Origin of the sequence: Nocardioides sp. NPDC006303, from assembly GCF_040613175.1 — a bacterium.
GTDB lineage: Bacteria > Actinomycetota > Actinomycetes > Propionibacteriales > Nocardioidaceae > Nocardioides.
This window is the reverse complement of record NZ_JBEXRR010000013.1, coordinates 85,423-98,391: the sequence shown is the minus strand read 5'-3', so window position 1 is coordinate 98,391 and position 12,969 is coordinate 85,423. Positions and strand designations below refer to the sequence as shown.

Below are 12,969 nucleotides of genomic sequence, written 5' to 3'. Positions count from 1 at the left end.
GGCGCTGAAATTTTGCGCAAGCTCTTGCAGCGGCAGGGACTGATGGGTTGACGTGTGACGTCGATCACCCTACGGTCTCTCTGCAAGATCTTGCAGCAAGATTCAGCCTTCGACCTAGGAGGAACCATGGCTAAACCGTTCATCACGAGAAAGTCCATGGCTGCCGCACTTGCCCTCTCGGCGGGCGCTGTCGCCGCGCTCACGATCCCGGTCTCGGCCCCGGCACAGGCCGCGCCACCGGGAGACAAGGACGTCACCGCGGTGATGTTCGAATGGAACTTCGCCTCGGTGGCCCGCGAATGCACCAGCACCCTGGGCCCGGCCGGCTACGGCTACGTCCAGGTCTCCCCACCCCAGGAGCACATCCAGGGCTCGCAGTGGTGGACGTCCTACCAGCCCGTCAGCTACCGGATCGCGGGCCGCTTGGGTGACCGCACCGCCTTCAAGAACATGATCGACACCTGCCACGCCGCCGGTGTGAAGGTCGTCGCCGACGCCGTCATCAACCACATGTCCGCGGGTTCCGGCACCGGCACCGGCGGCTCGTCCTACAGCAAGTACGACTACCCCGGTCTCTACTCGAGCTACGACCTCGACAACTGCACGGCCACCATCAGCAACTACCAGGACCGCACCAACGTCCAGGAGTGCGAGCTGGTCGGTCTCGCCGATCTCGACACCGGCGAGGACTACGTACGCGGCAAGATCGCCGGCTACCTCAACGACCTGCTCTCGCTCGGCGTCGACGGGTTCCGGATCGACGCCGCCAAGCACATGTCCGCCTCCGACCTCGCCAACATCAAGTCCCGCCTCAGCAACCCGAACGTCTACTGGAAGCAGGAGGCCATCTTCGGCGCGGGGGAGGCCGTCTCGCCCAGCGAGTATCTCGGCAACGGCGACGTCCAGGAGTTCCGCTACGCCCGCGACCTGAAGCGGGTCTTCAACAACGAGAACCTCGCCTATCTGAAGAACTACGGCGAGGGCTGGGGCTACATGTCCTCGGGCAGCTCGGCCGTCTTCGTCGACAACCACGACACCGAGCGCGGCGGCGACACGCTCAACTACAAGGACGGCGCCAACTACACCCTGGCGAACGTCTTCATGCTGGCCTGGCCCTACGGCTCGCCCGACATCCACTCCGGCTACGAGTGGAGCGACAAGGACGCGGGCCCGCCCAACGCCGGCACCGTCAACGCCTGCTGGCAGGACGGCTGGAAGTGCCAGCACGCCTGGCCCGAGATCAAGAAGATGGTCGCCTTCCGCAACACCGCCCGCGGCCAGGCCGTCACCAACTGGTGGGACAACGGCGCCGACGCCATCGCCTTCGGGCGAGGCAGCAAGGCGTACGTGGCGATCAACCACGAGTCCTCGTCGCTGACCCGCACCTTCCAGACGTCGCTGGCAGCGGGCACCTACTGCGACGTACAGAGCGGCAAGAGCGTCGCCGTGAACGGCTCCGGTCAGTTCACCGCCACCCTCGGCGCCAACACCGCCCTCGCGCTGCACGTCGGCGCGACGACCTGCAGCTGATCCCGCGTCCGACCGTCCGGCGCCGACCCCCATGGGCGCCGGTCGGTCGGTCTCCACCGCATGCCCCCGCACAATCCAGAGAGGCCCTCAAAGGTGAATCGAAGAAGTGGCGCACACGGCGCGCCCCGCATGGCAGCGACCGTGCTCGCGACCGCACTGCTCGCCACGGTGCTGCAGACGGCCACGTCGGAGTCGGCGACCGCGGCCGCCCCGAAGCCGCCGTCGGACGCCAAGCTGGCCGCCGAGCCGGCCCGTCACGAGGCGACGAAGGAGCAGTTCTACTTCGTGCTGCCCGACCGGTTCGCCAACGGCGAGACCGGCAACGACAAGGGCGGCCTGACCGGCAGCCGTATGGAGACCGGGTTCGACAGAGGCGACAAGGGCTTCTACCAGGGCGGCGACCTCCAGGGCCTCACCGACCGGCTCGACTACATCAAGGGCCTCGGCACCACCGCGATCTGGATGGCGCCGATCTTCAAGAACAAGCCCGTCCAGGGAGAGGGCGCGAACGCCTCGGCCGGCTACCACGGCTACTGGATCACCGACTTCACCCAGGTCGACCCCCACTTCGGCACCAACGAGGACCTCGAGACCCTCGTCGACGCGGCCCACGCGAAGGGCATGAAGGTCTTCTTCGACGTCATCACCAACCACACCGCCGACACCGTCGACTACGCCGAGAAGAAGTACGGCTACCGCCCCAAGGGCGCCTTCCCGTACCTCGACACCGAAGGCCGTCCGTTCGACGACGCCGACTCGTCCTCGGACAGCGCGAAGGTGGACGACGACTCGTTCCCCTACACCCCGGCCAACACCGGCGAGATGGTGCCGTCCTGGCTCAACGACCCGACGCTCTACCACAACCGCGGCGACTCCACCTGGGAGGGCGAGTCGACCACGTACGGCGACTTCAGCGGCCTGGACGACCTGTGGACCGAGCGTCCCGAGGTCGTCGAGGGGATGACGAAGATCTACCAGAGGTGGGTCCGCGACTTCGACATCGACGGCTTCCGCATCGACACCGTCAAGCACGTCGGCCTGGACTTCTGGACCGAGTGGGCGACCGCCCTGGACGCGTACGCCGCCAAGCAGGGTCGCGAGGACTTCTTCATGTTCGGCGAGGTCTACTCCGCCGACAGCGACGTCACCTCTCCGTACGTCACCCGCGGCCGTCTCGACGCCACCCTGGACTTCCCATTCCAGGACGCGGCCCGCGCCTACGCCTCGTTGGGCGCTCCGGCCGACCGGCTCGCCAAGGTCTTCGCCGACGACTACAAGTACGCCACGGACAAGGCCAACGCCTACGAGCAGGTGACCTTCCTCGGCAACCACGACATGGGCCGGATCGGCACCTTCCTCGCGGCCGACCACCCCGGCGCGACCGACGCCGAGCTCGTCCAGCGCGCCCGGCTGGCCAACGAACTGATGTTCCTCTCCCGCGGAAACCCCGTCGTCTACTACGGCGACGAGCAGGGCTTCACCGGCGCCGGCGGTGACAAGGACGCCCGCCAGACGCTGTTCGGCTCGAAGGTCGCCGACTACCTCGACGACGACCAGATCGGCACCGACCGCACGCATGCCGACGACGCGTACGACACCACCCACCCGGTCTACACCGCGATCGCCACGCTGGCGAAGCTCCGTGAGGACCACCCGGCGCTGACCGACGGCACCCAGCACGAGCTCCATGCCAAGGACTCCGTCTACGCGTTCTCGCGCACCGGAGAGGACCGGGAGTACGTGGTCGCGGTCAACAACGCCGCCGAGGCGAAGACCGTCACACTGCCCGTGGAGTCGGCCGCCTTCGAGACGATCTACGGCGGCGACGCTGCCGAGACCGCGGCCGACGGCAAGATCGAGGTGACCGTCCCGGCGCTCTCCTCTGTCGTCCTACGCGCCGACGCGAAGCTTCCGGAGGCCACCGCGAAGCCCACCTTGTCGCTGACCGCCCCGGACTCCGGCGCCACCGGCACGGTCACCCTCTCCGCCGACCCGGGGGAGACCGCCGGTGCCCGCGTGGTCTTCGCCGGCCAGGTCGGCAACGGCAAGTGGCGCACCCTCGGCTCGGTCGACCACGCTCCCTACAGGATCACCCAGTACGTCCCCGAGACCGTCGCCGCCGGCACCGCGCTGCGCTACAAGGCGGTGGTCGTCGACCGCGACGGACGCACCGCGAGCGACCTGGCCGAGACCACGGCCGGACAGGCACCCGAGGCCGAGAACCCGAGCGCCGTCGACCGCGACTACGCGGTCGTGCACTACCGGCGGGCCGACGGCGACTACACCGGCTGGACCCTCCGGGTCGGCGACCAGAACAGTGGGTTCAGTGGCCGCGACGCCTACGGCGCCTTCGCCTGGGTGAAGCTTCCAGAGGGCGCGTCCTCGGTGACGTACACGGTCGAGAAGGACGGCACCGCCGACGGCGGTGAGCGGACGATCGACCTCGCCGAGACCGGCGAGGTCTGGGTCGAGGCCGGCAACGAGGGCCAGCAGACCACCAGGCCCGACGGCGTCTACCCGGCGCCCGACACGTCCAAGGCGGTCATCCACCTGCACCGCGCCGACGGCGACTACGACGGCTGGGGCCTGCACACCTGGACCGGCGCCGCCAGCCCGACCGAGTGGTCCAAGCCGTTGCAGCCGACCGGTGAGGACGCCTACGGCGTCACCTTCGAGGTGCCGCTGGTCGACCGCGCCACCTCGCTCAACTACATCGTCCACAAGGGCGACGAGAAGGACATCCCGAACGACCGCTCGCTCGACCTGACCACGTACGGCCACGAGGTGTGGCTCAACTCCGGCGACACCGGCTACCTGCTGCCGTCGGTCGGCTCGGCGCCCGAGCTCGACCTGACCAAGGCGCAGGCGCAGTGGATCGACCGGGAGACCGTGGTGCTGCCGAAGGAGATGGCGAGCGGCTCGGCGCTGTCCACGCAGCTGGTCTACGACCGCGACGGCGGCATCACCGTCGAGGATGGCGCTCTCAGCAGCGAGGGCCGCTGGCTACGGCTGCAGGCCTCGACGCTGAGCGAGGAGCAGAAGGCGCGGTTCCCGCACCTGAAGGAGTACGCCGCCTTCACCGTCGACCCCCGCGACCGCGACCGGATCCGGGAGGCGCTCTCCGGCCAAGTCGTGCTCACCCAGCGCATCGGCAACGGTGCCCTGGTCACGGGAACCGGTGTCCAGACGCAGGGCATCCTCGACGACCTCTACGCCGCGAAGGCGGAGAAGGCGTCGCTCGGACCGGTGTTCAAGGGCGGGAAGGTCACCCTGTCGGTCTGGGCGCCGACCGCCCACGAGGTCTCGCTCGAGCTCGGCGCCAAGAGGGTTGCGATGCGCCGTGACGACGCCAGCGGCGTCTGGTCGGCGACCGGCTCCGCCACGGCTTGGCGCGGCAAGGAGTACCGCTACGCCGTGACCGTGTGGGCCCCGGGCGTGCAGAAGCTGGTCACGAACAAGGTGACCGACCCCTACTCGGTCGCGCTCACCGCCGACTCCGAGCGCAGCCTCGTCGTCGACCTCGGCGACAGGGCGCTCGCCCCCAAGGGCTGGTCGACACTGAAGAAGCCGAAGGCCGTGGCGATGAAGGACGCCCAGATCCAGGAGCTCCACATCCGCGACTTCTCGGTCGAGGACGAGACCAGCGAATACCCGGGTGGCTACCTCGCCTTCGCCGACGAGGAGAGCGACGGGGTGAAGCACCTGCGCAAGCTGGCCGGAGCCGGCACGTCGTACGTCCATCTGCTGCCGGCCTTCGACATCGCCACGATCCCGGAGCGGAAGAGCGACCAGACCACGCCCGACTGCGACCTCGCGTCCTACGCGGCCGACAGCGAGGAGCAGCAGGAGTGCGTCGCCGCGGCGGCCGCGAAGGATGCGTACAACTGGGGCTACGACCCCTACCACTACACGGTTCCGGAGGGCTCCTACGCCACCGATCCGGACGGCACCGAGCGGACGGTCGAGTTCCGGCAGATGGTGAAGTCGCTCAACGAGGACGGACTGCGCGTCGTCATGGACGTGGTCTACAACCACACCACCAGCAGCGGCCAGGCGAAGACGTCCGTGCTCGACAAGATCGTGCCCGGCTACTACCAGCGGCTCCTCGCCGACGGCTCCGTCGCCAACTCCACCTGCTGCTCCAACACCGCGCCCGAGAACGCGATGATGGGCAAGCTTGTCGTCGACTCGATCCTCACCTGGGCCAAGGAGTACAAGGTCGACGGCTTCCGCTTCGACCTGATGGGACACCACCCCAAGGCCAACATCCTGGCCGTCCGCAAGGCCCTCGACACCCTCACGCTCGAGAAGCACGGCGTCGACGGGAAGAGGATCATCCTCTACGGCGAGGGCTGGAACTTCGGTGAGGTCGCCGACGACGCCCGCTTCGTGCAGGCCACCCAGAAGAACATGGCGGGCACCGGCATCGCCACGTTCAGCGACCGCGCCAGAGATGCCGTACGCGGCGGCGGCCCGTTCGACGCCGACCCGGGCGTCCAGGGCTTCGCGAGCGGTCTCTACACCGACCCCAACACCTCGACCGCCAACGGCACCGAGGCGCAGCAGCGGGCGCGGCTGATGCACTACCAGGACCTGATCAAGGTCGGGCTCTCCGGCAACCTCGCCGACTACTCGTTCACCGACACCGCGGGCAACCAGGTGAAGGGCTCGCAGGTCGACTACAACGGCTCGCCGGCCGGCTACGCCGACGAGCCCGGAGACGCGCTCGCCTACGCCGACGCTCACGACAACGAGTCGCTCTACGACGCGCTGACGTTCAAGTTGCCCGCCTCGACCAGCACCGCGGACCGCTCGCGGATGCAGGTGCTCGCCATGGCCACAGCCGCGCTCTCACAGGGACCGGCGCTCTCCCAGGCCGGCACCGACCTGCTCCGCTCGAAGTCGCTGGACCGCAACTCCTACGACTCCGGCGACTGGTTCAACGCCATCCACTGGGACTGCGACGCCGGCAACGGCTTCGGTCGCGGTCTGCCGCCGGCGGCGGACAACAAGGACAAGTGGCCCTTCGCCAAGCCGCTGTTGGCCTCGACCCCGGCGCCGGGCTGCTCGGAGATCGACGGTGCCTCGGCCGCCTACCAGGACCTGCTGAGGATCCGTACGGATGAGTCGGCCTTCCACCTGTCCACCACCGGCGAGGTCCAGGAGGAGCTCGGGTTCCCGCTTTCGGGGAAGGACGAGAAGCCGGGTGTGATCACCATGCGCCTCGGTGACCTCGTGGTCGTCTTCAACGCGACCACGACGACGCAGCAGCAGACGGTGAAGGCCGCCGAGGGCGCCGGCTACCGCCTGCACCCGACTCAGGCCGACGGCTCGGACGAGGTCGTGAAGTCGTCCTCGTTCGAGGCGGGCTCGGGCACCTTCACGGTGCCCGCCCGGACGGTGGCTGTCTTCACCCGCTGATCCGGATTGGTCGAGAAACGTACGCGGCCCCGGCTCATCGAGCCGGGGCCTGCGGCTTCCTGGTCAGGAAGCTCGGCGTCAGGATCAGGAAGGGCTGTTGCCGGCGATTGCGCCGACCACCACGAGCGTGATGACAACCAGGGCGGCGATGACCATGAGGCCGGCCGGGCTCCGGAAGTCGAACATGGGGATTCCTTTCGGCTAGTTCGGCGACAGGCGTCGAGTGGGGAACGATGGCCTGCGGACGCGTCGGGAGAGCCAACACCGGCGATGCCCGTGGCGTCGCGTATACATAACCAGCCAGGCGCGCGATGCGCGTAGGGTACAAAGTCCCAAATTTTACCGAAGCCATTCACCTCCGGAGAGATATGTGATATGGCAACAGTTCGCTTGATGCGCCTCGGTAAAGACTACCCGGAACCTTGGGTCGGCCGGCGATCGGTCTCGCCGGGCGCGCCGAGGTTGTGAGGCCCGTCACCCGTGCGGGTCAGTCCAGCCCGGCGGCATGTCGGCCGGCGCGCCGGCCGAAGTAGGAGCCGTCGCCGAGCTGCATGCCGGACGCGTAGCCCTTGGCATCCTGGGCGAGGTTGGCCGCGCAAGCACCTGCGGCGTACAGGCCCGCGATCGCGGAGCCGTCCTCGCGGCGTACCTCTCCTTCGACGGTGGTCGCCAGACCGCCCATCGTGAACCCGGCGTACATCGCCTTGCCGAGCGAGAGGTCGTACGCGCCCCACGGGCCGGTGTCCTGCGGCTCGGTCCACTCCGGCGCCTTGTGGAGCTCCGGGTCCTCGCCGTCGGCGGCATTTGCGTTGTAGGAGGTCAGCGTCGCGTTCAGGGTGTCGAAGGGTACGCCCAGGCCGGCCGCCATCTCCTCGACCGTCTCCCAGCCGTCGATGAACGGGCACAGCGGCATCTTCGGGTGCTCGATGTGCGCCGAGTCGACGATCAGGAACGCGGCCGAGTCCGGCTGCTCCATGACGAAGGCGGCCGTACGCGCGTGGTAGGAGTCCTCGGCCACGAACCGCTTGCCGTGCTTGTTGACGATGATCCCGGTGAGCAGGATCGAGGGCGGGTAGAACGGCGCGGTCTGGAACGGCTCGTCCATGAACCGCCAGCGGCCACCCGCCGAGGCGCCCAGGCGCAGCCCGAGGCCGTCGTCGTAGGTGGAGGCCAGCGGGAAGAGCTTCTCGCCGAGCCGGGGTGTGTGCTCGGCGACCATGTCGGCGTTGCCGACGAAGCCGCCGGCGGCGAGGATCACCGCCTTGGCGCGGATCGCGCCACGCTCCTCGAACCGGCGCCAGGCCAGACCGACGACGCGGCCGTCCTCGATCACCAGGTTGGTGGCACCGGTCTCGTAGCGGATCACCGCCGACGTCTCGGCCAGCCGGTCGGCCATCCGGTCGACGACCAGCTTGGCGCCGCCGGTGTCGCCCGGGACCGGCACCTTGTGGCCGCGCGGCGCCGGGACGGCGAGGTCGCGGAAGGGGTGGACCTTCTCGTTGCCGGTGTACATCAGCCCCTCCGTGCCGGGCTGGATGACGGCCTTGCCGGGCCAGAACGTGCGCTCGAACTCGAAGCCGAGCGCCTCGAGCCAGTCGAAGTGCTCTACCGAGTCGTCGCAGTAGGCCTGGATCTTGTCGTCCTCGGGCTCCTTGGAGACGGCGCGGATATAGTTGAACATCTCCTCGGCCGAGTCCTCGATCCCCGTCGCCTTCTGCACCGCGGTGCCGCCGCCGAGGTAGAAGTGGCCACCGGCCATCGCGGAGGTGCCACCGGGCTCGGCGGCGCGCTCCAGGAGGATCGTGCGGGCGCCCGCCCGGGCCGCCTCCAGCGCCGCGGCCCCGCCGGCCACGCCGAAGCCGACCACGATCACGTCGGTCTCCTCCGACCAGCCGCCGAAGCGCTCCTCGACGTCGGCAGGGGAGAGTACGTCGGGCAGTGCCGTTCCGCTCATGCCGTCCCCCCGTGTAACACGTCGTTCGTAGGACTATCCGGTCGTTCTAATAGGGCGAGTAGTCCAACGAACAGCGTGTTACAGCTCGCGCGGCTCATCGCACCTCCAGGTAGCAGTCGGCGAGCACGGGCGCACCATCGCGGGCAGGATCGTCGGAGGAGATCGTGGCCCTGACCAGGATCTTCAGCTCTTCGTCCCAGGCCTCGATCGAGATCGTCTCGCCGGGGAAGACGATCCCGGCGAACCGGGCGCCGAACCCGGCGACCCGGGTGGCATCCCCGTCCAGGAGCAGGGCGGTCGCCTCGCGCAGCACGATGCCGTAGGAGCAGAGCCCGTGCAGGATCGGCTTGGGGAAGCCGGCCTTCGCGGCGAAGGCGGGGTCGGCGTGCAGCGGGTTGCGGTCGCCGCAGAGCCGGTAGAGCAGCGCCTGCTGCTCGGTGACGTCGTACGCACCCACAGCATCCGGCGCGCGGTCCGGAACCGGCAGCGACGTCGACGGCCCGCGCTCGCCTCCGAAGCCACCCTCGCCGCGTACGAAGATCGAGCTCCTGACCGTCCATAGCGGATCTCCGGTCGGGGTCGTGGCGACACCCTCCTGGACGATGACGGCCGCCTTGCCCTTGTCCCAGACCTCGGCGATCCGGGTCGAGACGACGGCCTCTCCCGAGGTGGGGATCGGGCCGTCGACGCGGATCTCCTGGGAGCCGTGGAGCACCGAGGCCAGGTCGATGTCGCAGCCCGGCAGGTCGAGCGAGGGCGGCTCGGTGACGTGGAAGGTCGGCGCCACGACGCCGAAGGACGGCAGCACCGTCAGGGCGTCGGAGTCGAGCGTGTAGCGCAGGGCTGCCGGGTCGGTCGCGTCGCCGGGACGCGAGCCGGCGCCGATGCCGAGGTGATAGAGCAGCACGTCGGACGAGCTCCACGAGAACGACTGGGACGGCAGCTCCGCGCCGATGGCCTTGGTCGGGTCGATGGGCATCAGCTGTGCTCCTTGTCCTGAGGGTTCTGGGAGTTCTGGGGCTTCACGGGCGAGACGGCGCAGTCCTCGGCGGCCAGATAGCCGAAGACCAGGGCGGGGCCGATGGTGGCGCCGGGGCCGGCGTAGGTGCGGCCCATGACGGCGGACGAGACGTTGCCGGCGGCGTACAGACCCTCGATCACGGAGCCGTCGGGGCGCAGGACGCGGGCGCGGCGGTCGGTGACCAGGCCGCCCTTGGTGCCGAGGTCGCCCGGAGCCATCTTGACGGCGTAGAACGGCGCCTGGTCGATGACGTTGAGCGAGCAGTTCGGCTTGACGGTGGGATCGGAGTAGTACTTGTCGTAGGTCGACTCGCCGCGGTGGAAGTCCTCGTCGACGCCGGACTCGGCGAAGCCGTTGAAACGGGCCAGGGTCTCGCGCAGGCCGTCGACGGGCACCTCGATCTTCTCGGCCAGCGCCTCCACCGACGAGGCCTTCACGACGACGCCACTCTTGAGCCAGCGGCCCGGGAACGGCTGGCCCGGCCCGAGGCCGGCGAAGATGTAGCGGTTGCGGTAGCGCTGGTCGAAGACCAGCCAGGCCGGGACGTGCGAGATGCCCGTCTCCTGCCCCTTGTAGATCTCGTGGACGGCCTCGACATAGGGGAGCGCCTCGTTCATGAACCGCTTGCCGGCGCCGTTGACGATGATCGACCCCGGCAGGTTGCGCTCGGCGAGCGCGAACCACGGCCGCCCGGGGAACGGGATCGTCGGACCCCACCAGGACTCGTCCATCAGGTCGGTGTCCGCACCGGCCGCGATCCCGGCCAGGATCCCGCCGCCGGTGTTGGAGAAGGCGCCGGTGGTCCATTCGACCGAGGTCGGCGCCGGCAGGTACTTCTCCCGCATCTCCAGGTTGCGCTCGAAGCCGCCGGAGCCGAGGATCACGCCGCGCCGTGCCCGGATCACCGTGGTCGGCCCTGACTCGCCGTGGCGCACCTCGACGCCGACGACCCGGCCGCCCTCGGTGACCAGGCCGACCAGCTCGGTCTCGTAGCGGACCTCGACGCCGGCATCCAGGAGCCCCTTGCGCAGTCCGATCGCGAGCGCCGCGCCCATGGCGTACATCTTCTTTCCGAGCAGTCCGGCGAGGATCCGCGCGACCGCGATCTTGACCATCGTGATCGGGCCCCGGATCGTGCGCATGCCGAGGCTGATCTTGCGGAAGTCGGCCTGGGTGACGACCATGTTGGCCGGCGACTTCGTATAGGGCGGATGCAGCCGCGAGAGTTCCTCGCCGATCATTCGGGCGTCGAGCGGGGCTGGCTCGACGGAGCGACCTGCGCCGCGGCCCCCGGGGGCCTCGGGGTGGTAGTCGGCGTAGTCGGGAACCCAGTTGAACCGCACCGGCGTCTTCTCGCAGACGAAGGAGAGCACCTCCGGGCCGCGACCCAGGAACGTCTCGCGCCGGTCGCTGGGCACGACGTCGCCGACGATCGACTCGAGGTAGAGGCTGGCGTCCTCGGGGGAGTCCTTCTGGTGGGCTGCCTCGAGGGCGTGGTTGCGCGGGATCCAGACCCCGCCGCCCGAGCGGGACGTCGACCCGCCGAAGTAGGCGCTCTTCTCGATGACGACGGTCTCGAGCCCGTGGCGGCGGGCGGCCGCGAGCGCGGCAGTCATCCCGGCGCCTCCGGCGCCCACGACCACGACGTCGTACGTCTCGTCGGTCTCTCCCATGGTGCTCCCTCAGCTTCGACTGTCCCAGAACTGAAACACGTTCTACCATAGACGACAGTGCACGAAACACGCCCAGGGACTCGACAAAACTGAAACGTGTTCTAGTATTGATCCATCGGCAGCGCACGAACCGCGCCGTCCGAGGTCATTGGGACACCATGCAGGAAGGCAGAGCGGTGAGCGAACCGACACAGCGCCCCCACAAGGACGCACAGACCGTCAAGGACGGGGTGCAGGACCTGCTGCCCACGCTAAGGGAGCGGGCCGAGGAGACCGAGCGTCTCCGGGTCGTGCCCGAGTCGAGCGTCAAGGAGCTGGAGGAGGTCGGCTTCTTCAAGCTGCTGCAGCCGGCCCGGTTCGGCGGTCTCGAGGCGGACCCGGTCGACTTCTACACCTGTGTGCGCGACATCGCCTCGGCGTGCGGATCGACGGGCTGGGTCTCCAGCGTCCTGGGCGTCCACCCCTGGCAGATCGCGCTCTTCGCCGACGAGGCCCAGCAGGCGGTCTGGGGCGAGGACCCCGACACCCGGGTCTCCTCCTCCTACGCCCCGGTGGGCAAGGCTGCGATCACCGAGGGCGGCTTCACGCTCTCCGGTCGCTGGTCGTTCTCCTCCGGCTGCGCACATGCCACCTGGGTGCTGCTCGGCGGCCTCGTCTTCAACGACGAGGGCCAGGTGGTCGACTTCCGTACGTTCCTGGTGCCGCGCGAGCGCTACGAGATCGTCGACGTCTGGAACGTCGTCGGCCTGGCCGGCACCGGCTCCAACGACATCGTGGTCGAGGACGTCTTCATCCCGGAGACCTTCACGCTCTCGATGGCCGAGACCGGGCGCTGCAAGGGACCTGGGCAGGCGGTCAACACCGGTGACCTCTACAAGCTGCAGTTCCACTCGCTGTTCACCACCACGATCACCACGCCGATCATCGGCATGGCCCGCGGCGCCTATGAGGAGCACGTGACCATGCAGCAGAACCGGGTCCGCGCCTCCTACGGTGAGAAGGCGTCCCTGGACCCCTTCGCCGCCGTCCGCGTGGCGACCGCCTCCTCCGACATCGACGCCGCTTGGGCGCTGCTGATGGGCAACATCCGCGAGCAGCAGGCGTACGTCGCCCGCGGCGAGAAGATCCCGATCACCCAGCGGCTGCGGATCCGCCGCGACCAGGTTCTCGGCACCCAGCGCGCGATCGACGCGATCGACCTGCTCTTCGAGGCCTCCGGCGGCCGGGCGCTGGCCAATGGGACCCCGCTCCAGCGCGCCTGGCGCGACGCCCACGCGGGCCGCGTCCACGCCGCCAACGACCCCGAGCGGGCGCTGCAGATGTACGGCGCCTCCGAGTTCGGGCACAAGGTCGACCCGGGGATGTACTGA

At 69.1% G+C, this 12,969-nt stretch carries 6 protein-coding genes; 3 read left to right on the top strand and 3 right to left on the bottom strand.

The window, feature by feature from the left end:
• Positions 1-126: 126 nt before the first annotated feature.
• Positions 127-1,530 (top strand): alpha-amylase family protein, encoded by a 1,404-nt coding sequence (locus tag ABZY89_RS12685; RefSeq protein ID WP_355227595.1) that lies wholly within the window; start codon positions 127-129, stop codon positions 1,528-1,530.
• 129 nt (positions 1,531-1,659) lie between these two features.
• Positions 1,660-6,951: a pullulanase-type alpha-1,6-glucosidase gene (pulA, locus tag ABZY89_RS12680; protein WP_355227594.1), complete on the top strand. Its 5,292-nt coding sequence runs from the start codon at positions 1,660-1,662 to the stop codon at positions 6,949-6,951.
• 487 nt (positions 6,952-7,438) lie between these two features.
• Here the strand turns inward: pulA and ABZY89_RS12675 are convergent, their stop codons facing one another.
• From ABZY89_RS12675 to kstD, 3 genes are all read right to left on the bottom strand, one after another.
• The gene (locus tag ABZY89_RS12675) at positions 7,439-8,905 is read right to left on the bottom strand and encodes an FAD-binding protein (RefSeq protein ID WP_355227592.1); all 1,467 of its coding nucleotides are present in this window, start codon (positions 8,903-8,905) and stop codon (positions 7,439-7,441) included.
• A 94-nt stretch (positions 8,906-8,999) separates the two neighbouring features.
• Positions 9,000-9,884: a MaoC/PaaZ C-terminal domain-containing protein gene (locus tag ABZY89_RS12670; RefSeq protein WP_355227590.1), complete on the bottom strand. Its 885-nt coding sequence runs from the start codon at positions 9,882-9,884 to the stop codon at positions 9,000-9,002.
• Complete coding sequence (kstD, locus tag ABZY89_RS12665) at positions 9,884-11,599, bottom strand: 3-oxosteroid 1-dehydrogenase (RefSeq protein WP_355227588.1); 1,716 nt, start codon at positions 11,597-11,599, stop codon at positions 9,884-9,886. Before kstD ends, ABZY89_RS12670 begins: the two co-directional genes overlap by 1 nt.
• 176 nt (positions 11,600-11,775) lie before the next feature.
• On the opposite strand from kstD, the gene hsaA reads away from it, so the two are divergent.
• Complete coding sequence (hsaA, locus tag ABZY89_RS12660; protein ID WP_355227587.1) at positions 11,776-12,969, top strand: 3-hydroxy-9,10-secoandrosta-1,3,5(10)-triene-9,17-dione monooxygenase oxygenase subunit; 1,194 nt, start codon at positions 11,776-11,778, stop codon at positions 12,967-12,969.